The sequence below is a fragment of the Pinirhizobacter sp. genome, assembly GCF_036499745.1.
Classification (GTDB): Bacteria; Pseudomonadota; Gammaproteobacteria; order Xanthomonadales; family Rhodanobacteraceae; genus Pinirhizobacter.
This window is the reverse complement of the sequence record NZ_DASYDG010000025.1, coordinates 1-25,163: the sequence shown is the minus strand read 5'-3', so window position 1 is coordinate 25,163 and position 25,163 is coordinate 1. Positions and strand designations below refer to the sequence as shown.

28 protein-coding genes and 1 pseudogene are annotated in these 25,163 nt (G+C 64.1%); 16 read left to right on the top strand and 13 right to left on the bottom strand.

Annotation, left to right across the window (positions count from 1 at the left end):
* Positions 1–66: 66 nt before the first annotated feature.
* From VGM61_RS08445 to VGM61_RS08430, 4 genes are read left to right on the top strand one after another with little or no spacing between them, the layout of a single operon-like run.
* Positions 67–624, top strand: a complete 558-nt coding sequence (locus VGM61_RS08445; protein WP_331522325.1) for an N-acetylmuramoyl-L-alanine amidase — start codon at positions 67–69, stop codon at positions 622–624.
* Positions 625–674: 50 nt separating this feature from the next.
* A complete protein-coding gene (locus VGM61_RS08440; RefSeq protein WP_331522324.1) occupies positions 675–1,538 on the top strand; it encodes an acyl-CoA thioesterase II in 864 nt (287 codons plus the stop codon).
* Between the two features lie 6 nt (positions 1,539–1,544).
* Positions 1,545–1,943: a hypothetical protein gene (locus VGM61_RS08435; protein WP_331522323.1), complete on the top strand. Its 399-nt coding sequence runs from the start codon at positions 1,545–1,547 to the stop codon at positions 1,941–1,943.
* Between the two features lie 60 nt (positions 1,944–2,003).
* Complete coding sequence (locus tag VGM61_RS08430) at positions 2,004–2,708, top strand: arginyltransferase (protein ID WP_331522322.1); 705 nt, start codon at positions 2,004–2,006, stop codon at positions 2,706–2,708.
* Here the strand turns inward: VGM61_RS08430 and VGM61_RS08425 are convergent.
* Positions 2,705–4,216 carry an FMN-binding glutamate synthase family protein gene (locus VGM61_RS08425; RefSeq protein WP_331522321.1) on the bottom strand — a complete coding sequence of 504 codons (1,512 nt, stop codon included), beginning with the start codon at positions 4,214–4,216 and terminating at the stop codon, positions 2,705–2,707. The genes VGM61_RS08430 and VGM61_RS08425 overlap by 4 nt on opposite strands.
* Before the next feature lie 18 nt (positions 4,217–4,234).
* On the bottom strand, positions 4,235–5,416 hold the full coding sequence (gene purT / locus VGM61_RS08420) for a formate-dependent phosphoribosylglycinamide formyltransferase (RefSeq protein ID WP_331522320.1): 1,182 nt from the start codon (positions 5,414–5,416) through the stop codon (positions 4,235–4,237).
* A gap of 216 nt (positions 5,417–5,632) precedes the next feature.
* Between purT and VGM61_RS08415 the strand changes: the two genes are divergently transcribed.
* The 3 genes from VGM61_RS08415 to VGM61_RS08405 are packed head-to-tail and all read left to right on the top strand — an operon-like array spanning position 5,633 to position 8,159.
* Positions 5,633–7,048: a transglutaminase-like domain-containing protein gene (locus VGM61_RS08415; RefSeq protein ID WP_331522319.1), complete on the top strand. Its 1,416-nt coding sequence runs from the start codon at positions 5,633–5,635 to the stop codon at positions 7,046–7,048.
* Between the two features lie 60 nt (positions 7,049–7,108).
* A complete protein-coding gene (locus tag VGM61_RS08410) occupies positions 7,109–7,978 on the top strand; it encodes an SPFH domain-containing protein (RefSeq protein ID WP_331522318.1) in 870 nt (289 codons plus the stop codon).
* A 4-nt stretch (positions 7,979–7,982) separates the two neighbouring features.
* The gene (locus VGM61_RS08405; RefSeq protein WP_331522317.1) at positions 7,983–8,159 is read left to right on the top strand and encodes an Arc family DNA binding domain-containing protein; all 177 of its coding nucleotides are present in this window, start codon (positions 7,983–7,985) and stop codon (positions 8,157–8,159) included.
* Here the strand turns inward: VGM61_RS08405 and VGM61_RS08400 are convergent.
* The gene (locus tag VGM61_RS08400; protein ID WP_331522316.1) at positions 8,156–8,539 is read right to left on the bottom strand and encodes a DUF423 domain-containing protein; all 384 of its coding nucleotides are present in this window, start codon (positions 8,537–8,539) and stop codon (positions 8,156–8,158) included. The two genes, VGM61_RS08405 and VGM61_RS08400, sit on opposite strands and share 4 nt — an antisense overlap.
* 73 nt (positions 8,540–8,612) lie before the next feature.
* Between VGM61_RS08400 and VGM61_RS08395 the strand changes: the two genes are divergently transcribed.
* Both VGM61_RS08395 and VGM61_RS08390 read left to right on the top strand, forming a co-directional pair.
* On the top strand, positions 8,613–9,218 hold the full coding sequence (locus VGM61_RS08395; RefSeq protein WP_331522315.1) for an SCO family protein: 606 nt from the start codon (positions 8,613–8,615) through the stop codon (positions 9,216–9,218).
* Entirely contained in the window at positions 9,215–9,667 is a 453-nt protein-coding gene (locus VGM61_RS08390) for a copper chaperone PCu(A)C (RefSeq protein ID WP_331522314.1), read from the top strand. Before VGM61_RS08395 ends, VGM61_RS08390 begins: the two co-directional genes overlap by 4 nt.
* 34 nt (positions 9,668–9,701) lie before the next feature.
* Here VGM61_RS08390 and VGM61_RS08385 read toward each other — a convergent pair whose 3' ends face one another.
* The 7 genes from VGM61_RS08385 to VGM61_RS08355 form a co-directional block, all read right to left on the bottom strand.
* On the bottom strand, positions 9,702–10,550 hold the full coding sequence (locus VGM61_RS08385) for a cytochrome c oxidase assembly protein (protein ID WP_331522313.1): 849 nt from the start codon (positions 10,548–10,550) through the stop codon (positions 9,702–9,704).
* Positions 10,551–10,646: 96 nt separating this feature from the next.
* Positions 10,647–12,500: a GldG family protein gene (locus VGM61_RS08380; RefSeq protein ID WP_331522312.1), complete on the bottom strand. Its 1,854-nt coding sequence runs from the start codon at positions 12,498–12,500 to the stop codon at positions 10,647–10,649.
* On the bottom strand, positions 12,497–13,231 hold the full coding sequence (locus VGM61_RS08375) for an ABC transporter permease (protein WP_331522311.1): 735 nt from the start codon (positions 13,229–13,231) through the stop codon (positions 12,497–12,499). Before VGM61_RS08375 ends, VGM61_RS08380 begins: the two co-directional genes overlap by 4 nt.
* Entirely contained in the window at positions 13,228–14,157 is a 930-nt protein-coding gene (locus tag VGM61_RS08370; protein WP_331522310.1) for an ABC transporter ATP-binding protein, read from the bottom strand. The genes VGM61_RS08375 and VGM61_RS08370 overlap by 4 nt, the downstream gene beginning before the upstream one ends.
* A 142-nt stretch (positions 14,158–14,299) precedes the next feature.
* Positions 14,300–15,670, bottom strand: a complete 1,371-nt coding sequence (locus tag VGM61_RS08365) for a polyketide cyclase (RefSeq protein WP_331522308.1) — start codon at positions 15,668–15,670, stop codon at positions 14,300–14,302.
* Between the two features lie 200 nt (positions 15,671–15,870).
* Entirely contained in the window at positions 15,871–16,512 is a 642-nt protein-coding gene (locus VGM61_RS08360) for a response regulator transcription factor (RefSeq protein WP_331522307.1), read from the bottom strand.
* A gap of 52 nt (positions 16,513–16,564) precedes the next feature.
* Positions 16,565–17,782 carry a sensor histidine kinase gene (locus VGM61_RS08355; protein ID WP_331522306.1) on the bottom strand — a complete coding sequence of 406 codons (1,218 nt, stop codon included), beginning with the start codon at positions 17,780–17,782 and terminating at the stop codon, positions 16,565–16,567.
* Between the two features lie 124 nt (positions 17,783–17,906).
* On the opposite strand from VGM61_RS08355, the gene VGM61_RS08350 reads away from it, so the two are divergent.
* The 5 genes from VGM61_RS08350 to VGM61_RS08330 all read left to right on the top strand — a co-directional run bounded on the left by VGM61_RS08350 (position 17,907) and on the right by VGM61_RS08330 (position 20,907).
* On the top strand, positions 17,907–18,524 hold the full coding sequence (locus VGM61_RS08350) for a GNAT family N-acetyltransferase (protein WP_331522305.1): 618 nt from the start codon (positions 17,907–17,909) through the stop codon (positions 18,522–18,524).
* A 2-nt stretch (positions 18,525–18,526) separates the two neighbouring features.
* On the top strand, positions 18,527–19,303 hold the full coding sequence (gene minC, locus VGM61_RS08345; RefSeq protein WP_331522304.1) for a septum site-determining protein MinC: 777 nt from the start codon (positions 18,527–18,529) through the stop codon (positions 19,301–19,303).
* A 62-nt stretch (positions 19,304–19,365) separates the two neighbouring features.
* On the top strand, positions 19,366–20,178 hold the full coding sequence (gene minD / locus VGM61_RS08340) for a septum site-determining protein MinD (protein WP_331522303.1): 813 nt from the start codon (positions 19,366–19,368) through the stop codon (positions 20,176–20,178).
* A 3-nt stretch (positions 20,179–20,181) separates the two neighbouring features.
* Positions 20,182–20,442: a cell division topological specificity factor MinE gene (gene minE / locus VGM61_RS08335; protein ID WP_331522302.1), complete on the top strand. Its 261-nt coding sequence runs from the start codon at positions 20,182–20,184 to the stop codon at positions 20,440–20,442.
* Between the two features lie 6 nt (positions 20,443–20,448).
* Positions 20,449–20,907, top strand: a complete 459-nt coding sequence (locus VGM61_RS08330) for a hypothetical protein (protein WP_331522301.1) — start codon at positions 20,449–20,451, stop codon at positions 20,905–20,907.
* A 297-nt stretch (positions 20,908–21,204) separates the two neighbouring features.
* On the opposite strand, the gene VGM61_RS08325 is transcribed toward VGM61_RS08330, so the two are convergent.
* Positions 21,205–21,633 (bottom strand): hypothetical protein, encoded by a 429-nt coding sequence (locus VGM61_RS08325; RefSeq protein WP_331522300.1) that lies wholly within the window; start codon positions 21,631–21,633, stop codon positions 21,205–21,207.
* A 97-nt stretch (positions 21,634–21,730) separates the two neighbouring features.
* Positions 21,731–22,924, bottom strand: coding sequence for a multidrug effflux MFS transporter (locus VGM61_RS08320; RefSeq protein WP_331522299.1), 1,194 nt, complete (start codon positions 22,922–22,924; stop codon positions 21,731–21,733).
* A gap of 51 nt (positions 22,925–22,975) precedes the next feature.
* Between VGM61_RS08320 and crcB the strand changes: the two genes are divergently transcribed.
* Entirely contained in the window at positions 22,976–23,365 is a 390-nt protein-coding gene (gene crcB, locus VGM61_RS08315; RefSeq protein WP_331522298.1) for a fluoride efflux transporter CrcB, read from the top strand.
* Between the two features lie 54 nt (positions 23,366–23,419).
* Entirely contained in the window at positions 23,420–24,538 is a 1,119-nt protein-coding gene (gene cfa / locus VGM61_RS08310; protein WP_331522297.1) for a cyclopropane fatty acyl phospholipid synthase, read from the top strand.
* On the opposite strand, the pseudogene VGM61_RS08305 reads toward cfa, so the two are convergent.
* Positions 24,510–25,163, bottom strand: a pseudogene (locus VGM61_RS08305) (enterochelin esterase); the annotation flags it as partial. The gene cfa and the pseudogene VGM61_RS08305 sit on opposite strands and share 29 nt — an antisense overlap.

Below are 25,163 nucleotides of genomic sequence, written 5' to 3'. Positions count from 1 at the left end.
GGCTGCCTCCGGGGGTAACGGGTGACCGCGTATCGTATCAGGCGCCGCCCATGGCAGACTCCCGCCATGCCCGCCATCGCCCAACAATTCCTGCCTTATGTCGACATCCTGGCCGAGCGCCCGCTCGCGGCCATCGACCTGATCGTCATCCACTGCACGGAATTGCCAGACATGGCCATGGCACGGGAGTATGGCGAGCGCATCGTGCATGACAGCGGCGCGGGCAACAGCGGCCACTACTACATCGACCGCGACGGCAGCATCGTCTGCTACGTGCCACCGGAACGGGTGGCCCATCATTGCCGCGGCTACAACGCCCGTTCGGTCGGCATTGAGCTTGTGAACATCGGCCGCTATCCCGACTGGTTCGACTCGCGCCGGCAAGTGATGACTGAGCCCTACCCCGCGGCGCAGATACACGCACTGGGCAGCCTGCTGGCGAGCTTGCGCATGCAGCTGCCCAACCTTGCGTGCATCGCCGGCCACGAAGACCTGGACACCGCCCAGGTGCCCGCCAGCAATGACGATTCGGTGGAAGTACCCCGCAAGCGCGACCCGGGCCCCCAATTCCCCTGGGCGCGCGTGCTCGACGGATGCCGGCTGCGGCGCATCGCCACCGGGTAAGTCCAGGGGGTTCCCCTATAATGGCCCGCTTTCATGACCGGGCCGGACCCATGCACGACAACCATGTCGCCGAACTCGTCGACCTCCTGAAGCTTGAGCGTCTGGAGGACAACCTGTTCCGCGGACAGAGCCGCGACATCGGCACGCCTTACGTGTTCGGCGGGCAGGTGCTGGGCCAGGCGCTTTCCGCCGCCCAGCAGACCACTGATCCCAGCCGCGAGGCACACTCGCTGCACGGCTATTTCCTGCGTGCCGGGGACATCAGCGCTCCGATCGTCTACAACGTCGAGCGCACCCGCGACGGCGGTTCATTCTCCTCGCGGCGCGTGGTGGCCATCCAGCACGGCCAGCCCATCCTGGATTGCTCGGTGTCCTTCCAGGCTTATGAAAAAGGCGTCGAACACCAGATGGCCATGCCCGAAGTCCCGCTGCCCGAAGATGTCGAGCCCCTGCCGCCGCTGCCTGCCGAGGAACTGGCGAAGTTGCCCGAGAAAGCCCGGCGCTGGCTCGATCGCCAGGGCCCCTTCGAATTCCGCCACGTGTGGCCGCGCGATGAACTGCGCCCTGCCAAACGTCCGCCTTACCAGCACATCTGGTTCCGCCTCACCGCGCCGGTAGCCGACGAACAGGCCCTGCACCGTGCCCTGCTGGCCTACGCCTCGGATTTCCACCTGATCGGCACGGCCACGCTCCCGCACGGGCTTTCGCTTTTCACACATAACATCCAGATGGCAAGCCTGGACCACGCCATCTGGTTTCACCGCCCGTTCCGCACCGACGAGTGGCTGCTGTACTCCTTCGACAGCCCCACCGCGCAGGGCGGCCGTGGACTTGCCCGCGGCATGATCTTCACCCGGGATGGACGCCTGGTGGCCTCCACTGCGCAGGAAGGCCTGATCAGGCTGCGATCATGATGCTGCTTGGCTACACTCACCACCATGCGTGAGCTCTATACCTCCCCCCGCCCCGACAACATCGACCGCGTCGTGGCGTTACTGGCCGACGACGGCATCGAAACGAAGATCGAGGGCCGTTCGGTGCTCAAGCGCTCGACCTACCAGCGCTTCAGCTATACGCAGAAGCAGCCGGACCGCTCCGCCTGGGAACAGGTGTGGGTGATCCACGCCGACGACTACGCCCGCGCCCGCGCCACGGTCAAGGCCCTGGGTATCGAGCCGGTGGTGCGCTTCGGCGACGAACTGGCCGCCTCCCGGCAGCCGGCGCCCCAACGCACCGCCTCGCGTATCCGGCTGATGACACTGGCCGTGGTGCTGGGCGTATTCCTGGTGGTGGCGCTGAAAATGGTCCAGTTCATCTGACGGGCGCCATGGCCCAGGCGCGGTGAACGGATGAAACCGGGACGGGGCTAGAATCCTCCCATGCGCTCCGAACGCGTCCGCCTGTTCCAGACCCTGCCCCACGCTTGCGGGTATTTCCCCGAGCGCACGGCGCAGAACCTGGTGATCGACCCGGCGGCCCCACAACTGGACAAGGTATACGGCACGGCGCTGGCCGGTGGATTCCGCCGCGCGGGCGGCCATCTGTATCACCCCAACTGCGACCAGTGCCGGGCGTGCGTACCCTGCCGCATCGATGCCGACCACTTCATAGCCGATCGCAGCCAGCGCCGCTGCGAGCGGCGCAATGCCGACCTTACCGTGATCGAGGCGGAACCGGGCTACACCCGCGAACGTCACCGGTTGTACGAACGCTACCTGCGCACCCGCCATGCCGGTGGCGGCATGGACGCTGCCGACAGCGACGACTTTGGCCGGTTCCTTACCGCACCCTGGAGCCCCACGTTGTTCCTGGAGTTACGCCAGGGGCCGACCTTGCTCGGCGTAGCGGTCACCGACGTCTGCCTGAACGGTGTTTCGGCCGTCTATACGTTCTTCGATCCCAGTCACGCCGAACGCGGGCTGGGCACCTTCGGCATCCTTAGCCAGGTGGCGCTGGCGCGTCGCCGCGGCCTGCCGCATGTATACCTTGGCTTCTGGATCGAAGGCCATCCGAAGATGGATTACAAGAGGCGCTTCCGACCGCTGGAGATACGCCGCAACGGCCTGTGGCAACCCCAGGCCTAGGAGACGGGCGGCGGCACCGGGTAGGGGTGCAGTCTGGCCAGTGAGATCGACAGGCCGTCGTCGCCCACCACGCGGCAATGCTGCCGGCGCAACTGCCGCGGCTCCTTCACCCCGCAGCTGTGCGCGATGGTGCCCACCTCGTGCATGAGGTTGGTGGCGTAGTGATATACGCGCTCGCTCTTGTCGCCCACTACAAGGCCACGCTGCAGGCGCCGGTTGTGCGTGGTAATGCCGGTGGGGCACGTGTTGCGGTTGCACTGAAGCGACTGGATGCAGCCCAGCGCAAGCATGAAGCCACGCGCGGAATTGACGAAATCCGCACCCATCGAAAGTGCCCAGGCCACGTCATACGCGGTAATGCATTTTCCCGAGCACACCACCTTGATCCGTTCGCGCAATTGCTTGGCCAGCAGCACGTCCACCAGCGCCGGCAGTGATTCGTGCAACGGCAGGCCGACGCCCTCCATCAGGGTTTGCGGCGCCGCGCCCGTGCCCCCTTCGGATCCATCCACGATGATGAAGTCCGGCGCGCTTTCGATGCCGCGTTTCCAGATCTCGTCGCACAGGTCACGAATCCAGTCGAGGTCGCCGAGTACCGCCTTGAAGCCCACGGGCTTGCCGGTAAGGTCACGTATATGGGTAAGGGCATCCATCAGCTGCGCAATGCTACCGATATCGATGTGCCGGTTCGGGCTTTGTGAATCCTGGCCCACGGGGATACCGCGGATGGCAGCGATCTCGGGCGTTACCTTGCTTCCCGGCAACAGGCCGCCCAGGCCCGGCTTGGCGCCCTGCCCCAGCTTGATGGAAACCATCTTCACCTGCTTGTGAGCGCACACTTCGAGCAGGCGCTGGTCGTCGAGCAGGCCCTGCGCGTTTCGCACGCCGTACTTGGCAGTGCCGATCTCGAAGATGATGTCGCAGCCACCTTCAAGATGGTACGGCGCCAGGCCGCCCTCGCCGGTGTCCATCCAGATACCAGCCTTGGCGGCACCGCGTGACAGGGCACTGACCGCGGGCGCTGACAACGCACCGAAGCTCATGGCCGAGATATTGAAGAACGCCGCGTGGGAATACGGCTCGCGTGCATACGGACCGATGGTGGTCGGCCGTGGCTCCACGTGCTCGACGGCAAGCTCCGGAAAAGGTGCGTTGACGAAGAACGGCACGCCTTCGGCGCGAAGGTCGCGCGTGGACCCGAAGGCCACGGTGTTTTCCACGTTCTTCGCCGCGCGGTACACCCATGTGCGTTCGGCCCGGTTGAAGGGCATTTCCTCGCGATCCATGGCGAAGAGGTACTGCCGGAAGAATTCGCCAAGTTTCAGGAAGCCGTAACGGAAGTGCCCGATCACTGGATAGTTACGCAATACCGCGTTGGCCGTCTGGTTGCGGTCGACCACCCAGGTGACGACGATGACCACCGTCAGCAGGGCCATGGCAAGCAAGATGGCTGCGACGGAAATCTCCACCACCACCACGAGCCAATGTGCGAATCCGACCTGTTCCATGTTCGCTTTCCCTTTCGTCTAGAGCTCGACCTTGATCTTGCCTGCGGCGCGCACGGCTTTGTCACGAGCCGCTTCCGGGTTGTCCCCGCGTGCCAGGGTCACCGCCATGCGCCGGCGGCCACGAACCTCGGGCTTGCCGAAGATGCGGACCATCGTATCGGGCTCGGCCAGTGCCTGGGCGATGCCGTGGTAACGCGGCGCCACGCCGTCGCCTTCCACCAGCACGGCACAGGAAGCGGACGGACCATAAAGCCGGATCGCCGGCACCGGCAGGCCGAGGATCGCACGCGCATGCAGCGCGAACTCGGAAAGATCCTGGGAAATAAGCGTGACAAGGCCCGTGTCGTGGGGGCGCGGACTTACTTCGGAGAAGATCACCTCGTCGCCCCGCACGAAGAATTCCACGCCGAACACGCCCCAGCCACCCAGCGCGCCGGTGATCGCCCCGGCCTGGCGCTGCGCGTCGGCCAGCGCTGTCGGGCTCATCGCCTGCGGCTGCCACGACTCACGGTAGTCGCCGTCTTCCTGACGGTGGCCGATCGGCTCACAGTAGGCCACGCCGTCGGCGTGGCGCACGGTAAGCAAGGTGATCTCATAATCGAAATCGATGAAGCCCTCGACGATCACCCGTCCCTTGCCCGCGCGGCCACCGGACTGCGCGTAGTCCCACGAGGTATCGGCGTCGGCAAGCGTGCGTACCACGCTCTGTCCCTTGCCCGATGAACTCATCACCGGCTTGACCACGCAGGGCGTGCCCAGCGCCTGGACGGCATCGAGGTATTCCTCTCGCGTGCCACAGAAGCGATAGGGCGACGTAGGCAGCTTCAGTTCCTCGGCGGCGAGGCGGCGGATGCCTTCGCGATCCATGGTGAGCCATGCCGCACGCGCGGTCGGGATCACCTTCAGCCCCTCTTTTTCAAGCTCTATCAGGGTGGGCGTGTGGATGGCTTCGATCTCCGGCACCACGAGGTCCGGATTTTCCTGCTCGATGACCGCACGCAACGCCGCGCCATCGAGCATGTCGATCACGTGGCTGCGGTGGGCTACCTGCATCGCCGGCGCGTTGGCGTAGCGATCCACGGCGATCACCTCCACCGCAAGGCGCTGCAACTCGATGGCGACTTCCTTGCCCAGCTCGCCGGAACCGAGCAGCAGTACGCGCAAGGCGTGCGGGGAATGGGGGGTGGCAAAGGGCTTCATTGACGACTCCAGGGCAGGTCGTGGGCATTCTAGCGGCCCGACCCGAAATTGGCCTTGGAAGGGCAACTCAAGTGGCTATTGACGCGCGGCCTTGGCGGGAGTTAAGTGCAATCACGTCCCCACGAAAACCCGGTGAGTGCCATGGCCATGCGACGCGGTTTGATAGTCGTTGTACTGGTGTGCCTGAGTCCCGCGCTCCATGCGCAGGATACCTGGATGAGCGTCCTGCTTGATGGCCGCAAGATCGGCCACATGGAGATCGCCCGCAACCACGAAGGTGACACCCTCACCACCCGCCAGGCACTGGCCATCCGCATTTCGCGGGCTGGGCAGCCACTGGTGCTGACCTCCACCACGACGGCCGTGGAAGACACCGTGGCCCAGCCATTGGCCTTCAGCACCGAAACCGGCATGTCGAAGGTCACCAGCGGCAGCCATGGATCGCGCCGCCCCGATGGCCTGTTCGATGTCACCACCAGCGTGGGTGGACAGGTCCAGCAGGACACGCTCGGTTGGCCTTCCGGTGCGCAGCTGGCGGAAGGCCAGCGACAAACCATGCTCGCCCGCGGGTTCATTCCCGGCACGCGCTACACCATGCGCAACTTCGACCCGAATTCCCGTTCGGCCATCGATGTGGGCATGGAGGTGATCGGCCCCGAGGTCGTGGAACTGCCCGGTGGCCGTGAACGTCTGCAACACCTGCGTCAGACGCTGCGCCTGACGCGCGGCGAACAGGTGATGGATCTGTGGGTTGACGACCAGGCCTATGTCAGGCGTGGCATGACACCCTTCCTGGGCTTCCATATGGAAATGGTGGCCTGCGACCATACCTGTGCCATGGCGCCGGATCAGGATATCGACGTGCTGCGGCTGGCGATGATCGACGCGCCGCGGCCGATGACGCAAAACCTCCGCGAGACGCCGATCCGCTACGTGGTGAAAGTTACCGGCAACGCCCGGGGGGAACTGATCCAGACCGACGAGCAATCCGTCACCCGGCTTGGCACCGACCTCTACGCGCTGGATATCGGCGTGGGCAAGCGCGGTAACGAATCGCCGCCCACCGACGATGACACAGCGGCCAATGCCTGGCTGCAATCGGCATCGCCGGAACTGCACGCCGCGGCGCTTGCCGCGGTGGGCGAGGCCGGATCCGACCTGCAGCGCATGCGGCGCCTGCGTACGTTCGTGTCCGAACACATCGACAGCCATGGGCTGGACGTGGGCTATGCCTCGGCGCTCGAAGCCCTGCGCAGCGGCCATGGCGACTGCACGGAAAACGCTGTGCTGTTGACTGCCCTGGCCCGTTCGCTGGGCATTCCTGCCCGCGTGGTTACCGGCGTGGTCTATGCCACCCGCTACGGTGGCGCCTCGCGCGTGTTCGTGCCCCACGCATGGATGCAGGCCTGGGTCGAGGGACGCTGGCGCAGCTACGACGCAGCGCTGCGTCGCTTCGACAGCACGCACATTGCCCTGGCCACCGGCAACGGCGACCCATGGAAGTTTTATACGGCCATGGCGCTGCTGGGCAATATCCGCATTGACCGCGCCACACCGCTGGACGGCATCATGGACACCATGCCGATCGCCGATTCCGCTCCGGCGGCACCCTCTGGGAGCGGCATGCGCTAGAAGGCACTTGCGTATGATATCGTTTTGATATCAAATTCTCCCACAAAGGGAGAAACCACCATGAACGAACGTACTGCGTTTTCCGTCGCCGGGATCCCGGTGGTCATCGGGCTGTTGCTGCTCGCCATCGTGGCGGGGAGCCTCGTATTACTTGGCGCCACCACGCCAGCCATGCCGAAACAACCGGTCGCTGGCATCGTGCTGTTCGCGCTGGTCGCCTTCCTGGGCAAGGGCCTGTTCCAGGTGCAGCCCAACCAGGGCCAGCTGATGCAGTTGTTCGGCAAGTACGCAGGCACCGCACGCATCGAGGGCCTGCGCTGGACCAATCCGTTCTACAGCCGCCGCCCGGTGAGCCTGCGCGTGCGCAACTTCGAAAGCGGCCGGCTGAAGGTCAACGACAAAAACGGCAACCCGATCGAGATCGCCTCGGTGGTGGTGTGGCAGGTGGTGGACACCGCCGAAGCGGTGTTCTGCGTGGACGACTACGAGAATTTCGTGCACATCCAGACCGAATCGGCCCTGCGCCAGATGGCCCAGAGCTACGCCTACGATACCCACGACGATGGCACGCCATCGCTGCGCAGCCACGGCGACGAGATCAACAATCACCTGCGTGAACAAATCGAGGCACGCCTGCAGAAGGCCGGTGTGCAGGTGATCGAGGCACGCATCAGCCACCTTGCCTATGCGCAGGAAATTGCCCAGGCCATGCTGCAGCGGCAGCAGGCCAGCGCCATCGTCGCGGCGCGCAGCCGCATCGTCGAGGGCGCCGTGGGCATGGTGGCGATGGCCCTGGACCAGTTGCGCCTGCAGGGCGTGGTGGAGCTGGATGAAGAGCGCAAGGCAGCGATGGTGTCGAACCTGCTGGTGGTGCTGTGTGGCGACCGATCGACGCAACCGGTGGTAAACACCGGCACGCTGTACGGCTAGTCCGGTGGCATCGGAGAAAAAAGCCTATCCGTTGCGGGTCAGCGCGGTGGTCCTTGAGGCCATGCAGCGCTGGTCCGACGATGAATTGCGTAGCCTCAATGCGCAGATCGAATACGTGCTGCGCGAGGCATTGCGCAAGAGCGGCCGGATGAAAGCCCCCGAGGATCCGGGTGACGCCTAGGCATCACCCGCCCGGGCTTTCATCGATACCGCCAGGGCGATCCAGCCGGCGATGAAGGCCAGGCCGCCGAACGGCGTCACCACGCCTACCAGCCGCGGCGCCCCGAGCGCCAGCGCGTACAGGCTGCCGCTGAACAGCACGACGCCTGCGAAGAAGAGCCACGCCGCCGCGGCCCGCCAACGCCCCGCTCCACCTGCCACGGCCAGGCCCAGCGCCAGCGCGTGCCACAAGTGGTAGTCCACGCCGGTGCGCCAGATGTCCAGGGCATGGTCATCGAGCACGCCGCGTAACGCATGGGCGCCAAAGGCGCCGCAAACGACACCACTGGCGCCGGCCACCGCCACCAGGACGGCCAATGAAGTGGGGACAGGTTGTCGCATCAGGGCAGGTTCCTTGGCCATGGCCGGGATGCCATGGCGTATCCTTCATAGGATCGCAAGAGCGGAGTTTCGCATGAAGTTGCCACGGGCCTGGGTGCTGGCCTTCGGATTGACCCTCGCCCTGCTCGCGGGCTGCCACCATGAAGCACAACCTTCGTGGCGTCTGACCGATGTCAGCGGCCACCTTCCCGACCTTGCGTTCAAGCTCACCGACGATAACGGCAAGACGGTGACCGCCGCCGACTACCGCGGCAAGGTACTGCTGGTGTATTTCGGCTACACGCACTGTCCCGATGTGTGCCCGCTCACCCTGGCCCACTTGCACGTGGTCATGCAGCGGTTGGGCGCAAAAGCCGACGACGCACGCATCCTGTTCGTCAGCGTCGACCCGGCCCGCGACACACCGCAAACCATGCACGCCTACGTCAACGCCTTCGACAAGCGCGCCGTGGGCCTGGTGGGGCCAGACAAGGACATCGAGGCGCTGGCCAAGCGGCTGCGCTCGGCCTACACACGTGAACCGGACAAGGGCGACGGCGCGTACGACGTCAGCCACAGTTCGGCCATCTATCTTTTCGACCGTGATGGCAAGGCGCGCGTGCTGGCCACGCCTTCCGCCTCGCAGGACGACATGGTGCACGACGTTTCCCTGTTGATCGACCTTGGAGCCAAGGCATGATGTCCCGCCCTTCCCTGCTTGCCTGCATGGCTGCCACGAGCTGGCTGCTGATCGCAGGTGATGCTGTTGCCGGCGACGCGGATGCCATCACCGCAAGCAACGCCTGGATCCGCGTGTTGCCCGGTGACCTGCCCGCCGGCGCCTTCGCCAATTTCACCAATGCCAGCGACCATGCCGTGGCGCTCACCGGTGCCTCAAGCATCCGCTACGGCCAGGCGATGCTCCATCGCAGCAGCACCGAAGGCGGCATGGGTCGCATGGAAACCGTGGACAAGCTCGAGATTCCCGCCCACGGCAGCGCGAAACTGTCCCCCGGCGCGTACCACGTGATGCTGATGCACGCCAAGCCCGCCGTCGTGCCTGGCGACAACGTGGTGCTTACACTGTCCTTTGCTGACGGAAGCCACAAGGACGTCACCTTCCAGGCGCGGCCCGCCAACGCGCTGTAGCGCGTTCGACCGACCATTCAACGACCCAGGCGGGCTAGCCGGCGTTGGGCGCCCTGCGGACCGGGCGCGCCACCACGGCGCGCCTTGGCAGACGCCCCGAGCGGGACAATCGCAACCATTGCCGCAGTGCCAGCAGGCCGCCGATCGATTCGATGACGGCCGCGGGCACCCACATGATCACGCCGCCGATCAGCTGGCCGGTGAGCACGTTCATCGAAAACGCCCGCCCACAGATTTCGAAGATCGGATAAAGGTCGGTCTTTGAGAAGGTGACGATGGCGCCGGCGACGATCTGCGGCGTCATGGTGAGTGCGGGTGAGAGTACGCGGATGCCGGCCGTCATGCGTCCGGGTGGATGCGGGCGGTGATCGAGCACCAACCACCAATAAGCCAGGCCGCTGAACACCATCGACCAGTTCATCGCGCGATAGATGCGCCAGTCCAGCATCGCCAGTGTCTGCATGGGCGGAATCAGCCAGACCAGGATCAGTGCCACGAACAACAACGTGACGAAGGTGGGATTGAGCAACACGGCATAAGCCACCCGGAAGGGCAAGGACGCCTCTACCCGTCGCAGGACGATTCGCGCACGCACAGGCAAGCCTTCACGCAGCACCATGCCGGGATAACTGGCGATCACCAGCAGCGGCGCCAGGTGGTGCAGCAGTACCTGCTGGATCCGGTGCATGAAGAATTCATGCTCGGCGTAGTAGTCGAAATAGGTATGCAGCGAGAAATAGAACATCGCCATGCCTGTCCAGAACGACACCTGGCGCGAGATCGACGGACGGCGATGGCGGGTACCACGCAGGTAGAGCACCGCGGTGCCGATGAACAGCGCGAGGAACGTCCAGGAAAATTCCCAGGGATCGATCCACTTCATCACGTCGGGTATCTCCTGGCCGGCCTGGGCGCCGCATGCGGCTGCCCAAGGATAGCGCCTGCGGCCACCTGGGCCACGGTAATGCGACCGATTGTCCTAGTTCCGGCGGCGGGTGCGGCGCCCGCGGCGCCAGCCATAGAGCAAACCCGCCAGCGCTACCAGGGCCGGTACCAGCACGATGTTGACGAACTTCACCCGCAGTCCCAGCGCGTCGATCTCTGCGTTGAGCTGGTGCTGCACATCGCGCAGTTCCTTGCTGATGGCAAGCTTGCGTTGCAGGAACTTCTCAAGTTCATGCTTCTGCTCGGCGCTGGCGGTTCCGCCCTTGCCCGGCTGCAGTTCGGCCACCCGACGCTGGGTTTCGAACAGCTCGCGCTCCAGCTCACGCTTCTTGGTCAGGTATTTCTGATCGGCCTCGGCGCGCAGGCCCTCCACCCGCGTGAACGGCCGTTGGGAGCCCGCTCGCCCGCGGATCGACAACAGCGCCGACGAGCCGCTCAGGTTGTCCACCAGATTGGAAATGAAATCCCCGTTGTTGGCGAAGGGCTGCACGACCTGCGGTCCGAGCACATTCAACGTGTTTAGCCACAGGCGGTCGGAAAGGATGTCCGTATCGGCAACCACCAGCACCTCGTTGGGTGTCGCTGCGTGGTCCAGATGGCCTTGCTCGTGCCGTTCGGGGAAGGCGGTGTGGAAGGTGCCGCGCACGCGCGCGGCCAGCACATAGTGTTCGTCGCCCGGGGTGTAATTGGTGAGCAGCATCGACGGATCGCCGCTGGCATCGCGCACCCGCGCCACGGGCGCGAGCATCGCCTCGTTGGAACTCTGGATCAGCGGAACCAGAGTGCTGTCGCTGTCCCGTGCGAGCTCGAAATGCCCGGCAGTGGAAACATTCACCCGCTGCAGACTGGCGGTGACCACGTCGTCGTGGTTGAGGTTCTGCGCACCCAGCCCGATCATCGCCGGATGGTTGACGCTCAGCCCGCCCAGCTCAATCGGCAGGGACTGGCTTCGGTCCAGTACCACCTGGTCGGCGTTGTATTCGATGCCCCAGGCGGCGAACAGCCGTGGCAACGACGACTGGTGGTCGTCGGCCACGCCGTTGGCATCGACGAAGGGTGCATTGTCCATCTCGGCAAGGGGGTCGACGAACACCAGCAGGCGGCCACCGCGCAGCACGTATTGATCCAGTGCGTAGAGCGCTTCATCGCCCAGGTGCTTGGGATGAATCAGCATCATTACCTTGATCGCCGGGTCGATCGACTTCAGGTTGTTCCCGTCGATCATCCGCACGTCGAACAACTGGCTCATCTGCCGCACCACCGTCCAGGGCTCTTCGCCGATCAGCGGGTTGCCGTTGACCGGCAGGCTTGAGAGCACGCCGATCGCAGGGCGTGTGCGGCCGCTGAGCTCATACACCAGCTTGGCAACGTCGTACTCGAGGAAAGCCTCGCGGGCCGGGTCGAAATAGGGCAGTGACAGCGTGTCGTTCGCCGAGGTATCGGCCAGGCGACGACCCACCAGGCCGAAGAACCCGTGCTCACCGTTGCTGCCGCCGGTGATGGTGTTGAGGCCCGCACCCTCGGCGGCGTCCTCGTCATCGGAATAAGGTACCGGATCGATCACCCGCAGGCGGATGCGTCCATGGCTGCGGGCGGTGACCTCGCGCAGCATCTCGCGCACTCGCTGCTCGTAGCTTCGCAGCTGCGGCAGGTTTCGCGTGGCGTGGTCGGAGAAATACATGGTGAGCTGGATCGGCTGCTCCACGCTGTCGATGATGCTGAGCGTGCCCGGCGTGAGCGTATAGAGGTGATCGGCAGTGAGGTCCACCCGTGCGGTGCGCATGGTCCTTGAACTGACCAGCACCACCAGGATGAACAGGGCGGCCAGGGCAAACAGGCCCAACCATACCCGCAGGCGGCGGTTGCCGATCAGGTATGGCAACTTCATCGCGCCCGCCGGAAATCGAGCAGGATCACGCCGGCTGTCAGCCAAGCCAGGATCGTCGCCACGAAATAGATGACGTCGCGGAAGTCCAGCACGCCGCGCGCGATCGCCTCCGAATGCCGCGTAATCGACATGTAGGACAGTGCGCCGAGCAAGCGAGGCGATACGGCGTCCTGGAAGAAATCAAGCACCTGGGACTGGCCGGCGAGCAGTAACAAAAAGCAGACGGTCGCGGTCAGCAGGAAGGCGATGATCTGGCTGGACGTGGCCGCCGACATGCAGATGCCGATGGCCAGGAATGCACCTGCCATCAGCCAGCTACCGAGGTAACTTGCCAGGATCACGCCGTTGTCCGGAAGACCCAGGTAATTGACCGTGATCCAGATCGGGAAGGTCAGCACCAAGGCGATGGCGACGAAACTCCAGGCGGCAAGGAACTTGCCCAGCATGGCCTGCGTGGTGGACACCGGCATGGTCAGCAGCAGTTCGATGGTGCCGCTGCGCGATTCCTCAGCCCAAAGTGGCATCGCCACCGCTGGCACCAGCACCAGGTACAACCACGGATGTATGGCGAAGAAAGGCTGCAGGTCTGCCAGGTTGCGATCGTAGAAATCGCCGGCGTAGAAGGTGAGCAATCCCGCCAGCACCAGGAAGATCACCAGGAATACATAGGCCAGCGGGGTAGAGAAATAACTGCCCAGTTCGCGGCGGGCGATGGCGATGATGGCGCTCATGCAGCTCTCGCGCCGGTGGTGATCTGACGGAACACCTCGTCCAGGCGTCCACGTTCGAGTTGGATTTCGGTCACCGCGAGATTTTGCATGCGCAGCAATTGCTGCACTTCTTCCATGATCGCCTTGCCCTCGCGCGGGAATACGGTGACGCGTCCATCGAGCGGATCCACTTCCACCGAGGCGACATCCGGCAGGCGGCCGAGCATTTCCTGCGACACGCCGCTGCCGGGTGCACTGAACGATACCGCGCCGTGATAACGCGACCGTGCCTCCAGTTCCGCTGGCGTGGCGTCTGCCAGCAGACGCCCATTGGCAATGATCGCCACGCGGTTGCACAAGGCGTGCACTTCTTCCAGCAGATGGGTGGAGATCAGGATCGTGCGCTCGCGGGCCATGGCATCGATGAGCGCCCGCACCGCATGCTTCTGGTTCGGATCCAGTCCGTCGGTGGGTTCATCGAGCATCAGCACCGGAGGGTCGTGCAGGATGGCCTGGGCCAGTCCGACGCGACGGCGCAAGCCCTTGGACAACGTGGCGATCGTGGTGTCCAGTACTTCATCCAGTTGCAGCCGGCCGACCACCACGTCGAAGCGGCGGAAAATGACATCCGCCGTCATGCCGCGCACGCGGGCAACGAAGGTGAGGAATTCACGCACCGTCATCTCGCTATAGCTGGGCGCTCCTTCGGGCAGGTATCCCAAAGCCTTGCGCGCCTCGCGCGGCTGCGTGCGGACGTCGAAACCACACACGCGGGCTGTTCCCGACGTGGGAGTCAGGAAGCCGGCGATCATGCGCATGGCCGTGGACTTGCCCGCACCGTTGGGGCCCAGGAGGCCCAGCACCTGGCCAGGCTCCGCCCGCAGGGTCAACGCGTCGACGGCGGTAAGGCTGCCATAGCAACGGGTGAGCTGGTCGGTTTCGATCATGCGACGCGTCTGGCCCCTGGTTTGAGCGCGAATGTAACATTGCGGGTAACCGTTCTAAGAACACTTCGGCGCCGGCAAGTTCAGCTGGGAAAAAAAAGGCTCCCCGTGGGGAGCCTTTTTTCCAGGCGCGTGCTTAAGGCGCTTACTGCTGGGTCGGCGCGGTCCCTGCGGCCGCCGGGGCGGCCGCGGTGCCGGAAGCCGCCGGGGCGCCAGCCGTGCCGGACGAGGCCGGGTTGTCCTGCAGGCCCGGATTCTTCATGCCAGCTTCCTGTTCCGGGGTCTTTTCCGGAACGTCACCCTGCAGCGGCAGGTAAACCTCGAACTTCTGCTCGTCGTAGCCCTGCACCGTGCCATGGGCGTCGGTGGTCGGTGCCTTGACCTGGATGTCATAGATGCGATTGGTGAAGTCGTCGTACTTATAGCCGTGGGTCTGGGCGAACTGCTGCTCCTGGATGCGCACCACGGGCACGCCTGCGGGGTTGCCATTCCACTCGGCCTTAAGCGCCTTGCCACCGAAGGCAAGCACTGCGCGGACCTTGTCGTCGACGATCACGTTGTTGAACTTGTCTTTGCTACCCGGCGTGGTGTCATCGGCGGGCGCAGCGGCCGAACCACTGGTGGAGGCAGCGGCCGGATCGAGCTTCGGACGGCTGGCAGCTGTGAGTTCAACACTCTGGCCGTTCAGGTTCAACGTGGTGGTGTTGATCGGCAGCGCGACGTCGAACGTGTAGTTCTGGTCGCCGTAGTTCGTGGTGAAGGTGATGCGCGGGCCGGTGACCTGCACATTCAACTTCTTGGCGGCGGCCTCCAGTTGCTTGACGGCGTCATCGAGCGCGGTGTCCAGCTCGGTGAGGTTGCGCGGCGACTGGCTTGAGATGAACAGCACCGGGGTAGGCTGCGTATCGACGATTTCCGGATACAGCTTGCTGTAGTCGCCCTGCGGGATCGAGGCCACCATGTTCTGCATATTGCTGAGGCCGAACTGGATGAAGTTATCCGGCTGGCCGTGGATGTACAGGTTGGAATAGCGGTTGATCAGGTTCCAGCCGTAATTTACGTCGTAAGCCATCTTGACGTTCGTCAGCTTGCCCTGGCGACCGGTGCGTTCCAGGTCGATGGTGAACTTCTTGTCGGTGCCGCTCCAGTCGTTGTCGAGGTTCCACACGATGGTGGCCTTGCCCTCGTCACCGACCTGCGCAAAGGCGGGAGTCAACGAAGCGACTTCCAGGCTGCCGTTACCGACGGACTTGTCGTCGGAGGTCCAGGAGGTCTTGGCGCCCTGGCCATAGGCGGGGCCTGAGAGCTGGTATTTCAGGTGGCGGTCGAGCTGCCCGAGCATGGAGTACTCGGGGAACCGACGGAAATTGGCAAAAACATCGTAGAGCTGGCGAACGTCTTTGTTGACCTTCACCGTACGATCCACGTGGCCCTGCGAAGGCATGGCCACGCCGGCGACGACGCCGAGGATGGCAACGATCACAAGGGCAGCAAGAAATTCTAACAGACGCGTCATTCCACGATTCTCCGAACGTCTCAACTTGGTCGGGCCGCCGCCTGGGGATGCTGGTCGCCGGCACGGACTCCCCACCCTCGGATTGCCCGTGGCGGGGCTTTCGCCGGCGCCAAAGTAGACGATGGTAGCTGCTTGGGCGCGTGAACGCCATCAGGTTCCGACAGCCTTCCGGAAGGCCATATTGAGGCGCGGCGCGCCTCCTAGACGATACCCAGTTCCAGAGCCTTCAGTACCGCGCGCGTACGGTCGCGTACGCCGAGCTTGGAAAGGATGTTCGATACGTGGTTCTTCACGGTGCCTTCCGCCACCCGGAGGGAATTGGCAATTTCCTTGTTGCTGTAACCGCCGGAAAGAAGCCTGAGGATTTCCGTCTCGCGCTCGGTGAGCGGATCGGGCTGTTCCAGCGAGGAAAACTGGTTCTGGATGCGCCCTACCCCTGCAAGCAGCCGCTGGGTCACCATCGGCGCCACCAGGGAACCGCCGGCGGCCACCGTACGCACCGCCTCCACCAGTTGTTCCAGCGAGACATCCTTGAGCAGGTAGCCACGGGCGCCGGCCTTCAACCCCTGCAGCACGAGCTGGTCGTCGTCGAAGGTGGTCAGGATGATGGTCGGGGGAAGCTCGTTCCGCGCCGAAAGGGCCTGGAGCACTTCCAGCCCGCTCATGTTGGGCATGCGCAGGTCGAGCAACACCACGTCGGGCTTGACCTGGGGGATCATCTGCACCGCCTGCGCGCCATCGGCACATTCGGCAATCACGCGGATGTCGTCGGCCAGGTCCAGCAGCGATCGGACGCCCTGGCGGACCAGGTTCTGGTCGTCGACGAGACAGACGGAAATCATTGGTTATCCCCTGCGATGGGCCATTGGATGGAGTATCGGATAGTCAAGGCGATCATGCCTCCACCGGCCACGCACCGGGCCCACGCGCCGGCGAATGCGCCAGCGAGGGTACCTCGCCGAGGGGCAAGGTGACGCGGAGGCTGAAGCCGCCGGGCACGCTGGTATCGACGTTAACAGTACCGCCGAACTCGGCCAGGCGCTCGCGCATACCGTTCATGCCGTTACCGGGCCGGTATTGTGCGGCGCCACGGCCGTCGTCGCGGGCGATGAGTTGCAGCGAGCCGGGATCGGGGTGTTCGAACGCCAGCCAGAGGTTGCGGGCGCCTGAATGGCGCACGGTATTGGTGACGATCTCCTGCAGGCAGCGCAGCAACATCTGCGCGCGGCGAGGGTCTTCCACTTCGAATCGCGGCGGCGTGGACAGGTGCACGTTCAGGCCCGGCACGCCTTCGATGAGACTGCGCAGCGCCTGGGTGAGATCGATGGCATCGTCCTGGCGAAGCTCCGAAACCACGTCACGTACGTCGGCCAGCAGGTGTTTGGCGGTGGATTGCGCCTTTCGCACGTGGGCGCCCGCCGCTTCGTTGGTAAGGTGGCTTGCCACTTCCAGGTTCAGGGTAAGCGCCGTGAGGTGGTGGCCCACCAGATCGTGCAGGTCGCGGGCGATGCGCATGCGCTCGGCGATGCGGCTGGATTCAGCCAAAAGCGCCCTCGTGGCCCGGAGTTCGGAGTTGAGCCGGCGCTGTTCTTCGCGCTCGCCAGCCTGCTGGCTGGCCACGGTGGAGGTAACGAACGTCAGGGCCGAGAAGCTGAAATACATGCATGACTGCATCAGCGCCACCAGCCAGGTGAAGCCCGGCGTATTCCTGATAACGGGAATAAGTGCCAGGTGCGCCATCACCATCCATACCAGGCCCAGCGGCAGCGGGACCAGCCACGGCAAGGTCGCAGCGATGATCACCAGCAGCAGCGCATGCAGGCCCGACTGGCTGAACCAGCCGATGGCCATGGCCATGAAGGTGAGCATCAGCAGCCCCGCCACCTTGGCCCAGGAACTCACTTTCGCGTTGAGGTCGCGCGTCATCAGCCAATAGGTGATGCCAAAGAGCACGTAGCACACCGTCCACAGGGTGAGCGACAGCTCCGGACGCCCCAACTGGTGCAGGCGCTGGGCTGTCAGCGGGGTGGAAAGCGGCATGCCCACGCAGATGTAGACGAAGAATGCCGCGTACCGCAGCAGCCGGGTGTGGTTGAAATAAGGCCAGGGCATAGGCGCATCATAGGGCGAGCCCCGCCCCCCGGAACATGGCTAAGGTCATGCCTTAAATGCCATAATGCCGGCTTACCGGGGCCCGAACGCGGTCTTTAGTCGAAACAACTGGGCGGAGCACCGAATGGCCCTTGCCATCCGCGACGTGGAAGAGCGCGACCTGGACGCCGTGCTGGCGCTCAACAACACCGCCGGTGCGGGCATCCTCGCCACGGATCCAGACCGTCTCCGGTTCCTTTTCGACCAGGCCCACTACTTCCGCGTGGCGGAAATGAACGGCGTCATCGCCGGCTTCCTGATCGCCTTCCGCGCCGACGCGGCCTACGAAAGCCCCAATTACCGCTGGTTCCAGGCCCATTACGAGAGTTTCGTCTACATCGACCGCATCGTCATCGGGGCCGCCTGGCAGGGACATGGCCTGGGTCGCATCTTCTACTGCGACGTGGGCAGTTATGCCGAGGTCCGCGTGCCGATCCTCACCTGCGAGGTATTCCTGGAGCCGCGCGACGACATGGCCGTGCTGTTCCATGGCACCTTAGGGTTCCAGGAAGTGGGCCAGCAGACCATGGGCGCCTCCGGCCCCAAGGTGAGCCTGCTGGCCCGTGAACTACCCAGTTTTTCCTTTGTCCGCGAGCGTTACCTGGAAGGTAATGGCTTGCCGGACACCGCCTGGCTGCGCGAGCGCAGCCGTCCCTGCGACATGGCCGCGCCGCATGCGTTGGCGGCCGGAGACAAGCACTGAAGATGAATGCCCGCGTGGACACCCTTGAAGCCGCCTGCGACCTGCGTTTCGGCCAGGTAGGCATGGCCTGCGTACGCGTGCGACGCGCCGATGCCGCGGCACTGTGCGATGAACTGGAGCGCCGTGTCCGCGCGGCGCCGCAGATGTTCTCCCGCGCCGCCGTGGTGCTGGACTTAAGCCATCTGTCCGCCCTGCCCGACGACGGCACGGTCGATGCCCTGCTCGAAGCCATCCGCAGCGCAGGCATGCTGCCGGTAGGCCTGGCCTATGGCACGGCCGCCACGGAGGAACTGGCCACGCGCATGGGCCTGCCGCTGATCGCCAAGTTCCGCGCGGCCTACGAGCCTGCAGGCGGCGAAACCCAGCCCTTGCCGGAGGCCGCCGCGCCGGCACCTGCCGTGTCAACGGCGCCCGTGCGCGAACCCATCCACGAAGAGTCCGCCGCCGCGTACACGGCGATGCGCCATGCGTCCGGCGCCGTGCGTTCGGGACAGCAGGTGTATGCACGCGATCGTGACCTTGTGGTGAACGCCGCAGTGGCCAATGGCGCCGAAGTCATTGCCGACGGCTCCATCCACGTTTACGGTAGCCTGCGGGGCCGGGCCATGGCCGGCGCGCAGGGTGACACCAGCGCGCGCATCTATTGCGCCGACTTCCACGCCGAACTCGTGGCCATCGCTGGCCATTACCGGGTTTTCGAACACATTCCCGCCGACCTGGAAGGCCATGCCGTGCAATGCTGGCTGGAAGGCGAAAAGCTATTGATCGCCCGGCTCTAGGGCCGAACCGCGATCGCAAATCGACACACCACCACAACAAGAACAAGCAAGTGGAGACAACATTGGCTGAGATCATCGTCGTTACGTCGGGCAAGGGCGGCGTGGGCAAGACCACGAGCAGTGCCTCGCTTGCCGTGGGATTGGCCCAGGCAGGCAAGAAAGTAGCGGTGATCGACTTCGACGTCGGCCTGCGCAACCTCGACCTCATCATGGGCTGCGAACGGCGCGTGGTGTACGACTTCATCAACGTCGTACAGGGCGAAGCCTCGCTCAAGCAGGCCCTGATCAAGGACAAGCGCTACGACAACCTCTACGTGCTGGCCGCCTCGCAGACCCGGGACAAGGACGCCCTCACCCTGGAAGGCGTCGAGAAAGTCCTTGATGGCCTTGGTGCCGAAGGCTTCGAGTACGTCGTATGCGATTCCCCCGCCGGTATCGAGAAGGGCGCGCACCTTGCGATGTATTTCGCCGACCACGCGGTGGTGGTGGTGAACCCGGAGGTTTCCTCCGTGCGCGACTCCGACCGCATCCTGGGCCTGCTTGCCAGCAAGACGCGTCGCGCCGAGCGCGGCGAGGGCGCCATCACCCAACACCTGCTGCTTACCCGCTACAACCCAACGCGAGTGGAAGCCGGGGAGATGCTCTCGGTGAAGGACGTGGAGGAAATCCTCGGCATCAAGGTGGTGGGCGTGATCCCCGAATCGGAAAACGTATTGGCCGCGTCGAACGCCGGCGTACCAGTGATCCTCGACGAAAATTCCTTTGCCGGGCAAGCCTACACAGACGTTGTTTCGCGGCTTCTGGGCCAGGAGCGGCCATTGCGCTTCATTGAAGTGCAGAAGAAGGGCTTCCTCAAGCGCGTCTTCGGGGGTTAAGGCATGGGTATCCTCGATTTCCTCAAGCGCAAGCCCGAAGCCACCGCAGGCGTAGCCAAGGAGCGGCTGCGCATCATCGTGGCCCAGGAACGCAGCACGCGCGGCGCTCCGGATTACCTGCCGCTGCTCCGCAATGAACTGCTCGAAGTGATCCGCAAATACGTCAACGTCGATGTGGATGCGGTGAACATCACCCTTGACCGCGACAGCGGCCACGAAGTGCTCGAGCTCTCCGTCGCCCTGCCCGAGCACAAGCCCGGCTAGGCACCCATGGACGTGTTGCGCATGCGCGACGTCGGCTTTGCCGCGTCGCGCGAACTCCTGGGGCGACATGGCTTGCAGCTTGTCGAAGTGCCCGAAGGCGACGCCATCCCCGGCAGTTATTGGGGCGACGATGAAGCCGGGCTGATCGGCCTTACCGTCTACGCCCGGCCCGATACTCCCGTGCACTCCCTGCTGCACGAAGCCAGCCACCTGCTGGTGATGTCACCGGAACGCCGCGTCGCCGTGCACACCGACGCCACCGATTCGATCGAAGAAGAAGACGCAACCTGTTATCTGCAGATCGTGCTGGCCGACGATTTGCCTGGCGTGGGAAGCGAACGCGTGATGCAGGACATGGATACGTGGGGTTACACGTTCAGACTGGGATCGACCAAGGCGTGGTTCGAAAACGATGCCGCGGAAGCCAGGGCGTATGTCACCGGCGCGGGGTACATCTCCAGCTAGCCGGCCAATGCTGGATCCATCACAGCGTCCAGCCACTAGAGCTGGAAATTAGACTCACTACACGAACACTATCACCCTCGCGGCTGTACACAAGCACGTGCTTGCCATCATTGCATGGACATACGTATGTCCCGGGAACGGATCCCCGTTTATACGTGACAACACCATCAAGCATGTCCGCCGCGCGCTCGATATAGTCGTCCTGCCGACGGGCAGCCGCCGGATCAATCGTGGCTAGGCGAAGGAATAGCTCTGCGCGCCTCATATAAGCGGCGCGAGCCCAACTTACGGCCATAACTAACCTGGTTTTTTGGTGGGGAATGATGCCTTGAGTACCGCCATGCGTCCGTTCACTTCCCCAGCAGGCAGTACAGGACCTTTCGTGGCGTACGATCTGCGAATTTCTTCCTCGACGTAAGCCTCGTAGGAAGCACTATTCCCCGATGACGGGGTAACGAGGTTGTCGAAGGACTCGTCGAACACGAGCGCTGCCAATTCCATGGCGAAACTCCCTTGATGTGAACCTGGTTTGGCTAACAGTTTGATCGCGATGTCACGAGAAGAAAATCGGCGCACGTCGCCGGCAACCGTAGCCAGTGTCTTACGCGTGCCGCACATCACCAACTCGATGCACCAATGGGCCGTCTCGTGGACGATGCGGACATTCTGCAGACCATCCGCAGCCACGATATCGCGCAAGGCCTTCAACGAAATTAAGTGGCCCATGACGGATCCAGGATTCCTGGGAGCGAAATCGTAACCGACAACAGTCGGCCTTTCCTGTACTTTTCACCCAAATTTATGACGATCAGATTCATGACGATCAGACCAGCCTCAAATACCACCGCCACGACACCAGACCGATGCCGCACAAGGCGCTGGCTCCCAATGCCAGCCCAAGCATGTCCACCGACAGTAAAGGTGACAGCACGCCAGCGACGATGGCCGTGAACAGCAGGCTGGCGAAGGCCTGAACGGAAGACGCTCCGCCGCGCTGGCGGGGAAAGCGGTCCAGCAACAGCAGGGTGAGCGTGGGAAAGGCCATCTGCACGCCGGCGCCGTAAAGCAGCAGGGGCAGCGTGGACCACGGCACCATCGGATGCGGCAAGGCGAGCGCCAGCACGATGTTGATGGCGCAACTTCCCAGCATCAGCACGTAGCCGATGTTCACCGTGCGCGTGGGCGTCATGCGCCCGGCCAGGCGGCCGGAGGCGAAGGCGCCGGCCACCATGCCGCTTATCACGGGAATGAACAACCACGGAAAACCCTGCGCGGAAAGCCCCAACAGTTCGCGAATCATCCGCGGCGCCGAGGCGATGTACAGGAACAGTCCGGAGAAGTTGATGGATGCGGCGATCATCAGCGGCCAGAACGGCCGGTCCCGGGCGATGTTCGCGTAGGAAGCCAGCAGCGGCCTGGGACGGAAGCTGGTGCGGGCCTCGTGCGGGTGCGTTTCATCAAGGAAACGCCACAGGGCCACCGTGAGAACTACGGCAAAACCCGTGAGCGCCCAGAAAATGCCGCGCCAGCCATCGATACCGAGCAGCCATGCACCGACCATGGGCGCCACCGCCGGCGCAACGCCGAAGATCATCATCACCTTCGACATCATCTTCTGTGCATCTTCCCCATGCAGGGTGTCGCGCACCACGGCACGGCCAACCACGATGCCGGCGCCGGCGCAGAGCCCCTGGAGCATCCGGAAGGCAAGCAGGCCCGTGAAGGACGTGGCCATGGCGGCGCCCGCCGAGGCCAGTGCATACAACCCCATGCCGATGACGATGACCGGCTTGCGCCCGAAGGCGTCGGAGATGGCGCCGTGGAACAGGTTCATCGCGGCATAGGCAAACAGGTAGACGCTGATGGTCTGCTGCAGCGCGACCTCGCCTACGCCGAAGGCATGGCCGATGTCCGGGAAGCCCGGGAAAATGGCGTCGATCGAAAACGGGCCGATCATCGACAGGCCAGCCAGCAACCACGGCAGGTTGCGCCGGAGGGTATGGGCGGGCGAAGTCATCAGACGACAAGTATAGTGACGACCAACCTTTATATGCTCAGGTTAAACGACATGGGTTTGAACGCGTTCCTTGCCGTTGGGGTTGGCGGCATGCTCGGTTGCTGGTTGCGCTGGGGGCTGGCCCTGGCCTTCAACGCGGCGGTACCGAACCTGCCGATGGGCACGCTTGCCGCCAACCTGGTGGGCGGATTGCTGATGGGTTGCACGCTGGGCGTGGTCGAGCACTACCCTGCCCTGTCACCGGAGCTGCGCCTGCTCATCGCCACCGGTTTTTTAGGCGGCCTCACCACGTTTTCAACCTTCGCCGCAGAGTCCGCCACCTTGCTTCTGAAGGGCCAGTACGGATGGTTCGCCGCCCACATCATGATTAACCTCGCAGGCTCCATTGCCGCCGTGATCGCCGGACTTGCCCTGGTGCGGATGCTTACCCGTAGCGCCTGATGCCCTTGCCACGGCACAATGAGTCGTGGCGTGCTAACCGAAGGGGGGTTTGGCGTGAATTCCGATTCGCTCAAGCAACGCGCCCGCGACCTGCTTGCCCAGGCCGGCGTGGCCCTGGACGGTCCCGGTCCGACGGACCTTCACGTGCTCAACGACGGTTTCTATGCGCGCGTGTTCGCCCACGGCACCCTGGGCCTGGGCGAAAGTTACATGGATGGCTGGTGGGACGCGGCCGACCTTGCCGGCTTCTTCACCCGGGTACTTCGCGCGAACCTGGACGACGCGCTCACCACCATCGACACCCTGCTTGCCCACCTGAAGGCGCGGCTGATCAACGTGCAGCGTGGTGCCCATGCCTGGGAGGTGGGTAAGCGCCACTACGACCTGGGCAACGATCTGTTCGCTGTCATGCTTGGCAAGCGCCTGGTGTATTCATGCGGTTACTGGTCCCGGGCCCGAGACCTGGACCAGGCCCAGGAAGACAAGCTCGACCTGATCTGTCGCAAGCTGCAATTGAAGCCCGGCCAGCGCGTGCTGGACGTGGGTTGCGGGTGGGGCGAGGCGTTGAAATTCGCCGCCGAGCGCTACGGCGTGACTGGCGTGGGTATCACCGTGTCCGCCGAACAGGCCGCCTACGCCCGCCAGTTGTGCGCAGGCCTGCCGATCGAGATCCGCCTGCAGGACTACCACGAACTCGACGAGCGCTTCGACGCGATCCTTTCAGTGGGCATGTTCGAACACGTGGGCGCCAAGAACCATCGAGCGTGGTTCGAGATGGCGCGGCGTTGTGTCAACGACGATGGCCTGGTGCTGCTGCATTGCATCGGATCACATGCCACCGTGACCCGTCCGGACCCCTGGATTGACCGTTACATCTTCCCCAACTCGCTTATCCCCAACGCATCCCAGGTAACACACGGGCTCGAAGGGCTGTTCGTGGTGGAAGACTGGCATAACTTCGGGGCCGACTACGACCTGACCCTGCAGGGCTGGCGTGCCAATTTCGAAGCCGGGTGGCCGTTGTTGCGCGACCGCTACGATGAACGCTTCCGCAGGATGTGGCTGTTCTACCTGTCGTGCTCGGCCGCGATCTTCCGAAGCCGGCGCGATCAGCTTTGGCAGCTCACCCTGAGCCCGCGCGGCGTCATGGGTGGCTTGCAGGTGCCGCGTTAGGCCGCGCCACGGCGTACATCTGCCAGGCGATCTTCTTCAATAGCGCCTGGCGGTCGTCGCCTTCCACATACAGGTTGAAATGCGTGCGGCCTTCGATGAACTGGACGCTCGACGTTGCATGCAGGGCATCGAGCGTGTCCTTCAACCGGTGCGCGGCGCCGTCGAGGTAGAAGGTATCGGCCGTGCCGACATAGACGTGGATCTTGCCGTCCAGGTCGCCCTTCAGCTGCGGCCAGTCACGCTTCAAACGATAGGCAATGTCGAAGTGATCGCGCCAGTACGCCACCACGGCCGGATCCACCTTGCCGGTGGCGCGGTCGAACATCGGCACGGGCCGGCCATCGGCGCCACGCGGCGAGAACACCCATTCGAATGAGGCCAGCTGGCCGCCATAGGCGTTGATCACCTGCTCAAGCTTGGCGAACGTCTCAAAAGTGGCGATCACCTGGCCCTTGTCGCGCACCAGCGGCGTGGCCGTTCCATCGGCCTTGCGATACATGTTGGCGTTGGGCGCATAAAGATCGACGCCGGTGAAATCGTGGAAATCCGAAGGATCCGGCGAGGTCGACCAGGTACCGCCGAAAATTTTCGGGTAGCGCACCTGCAGCCACAACGTGGCCCAGCC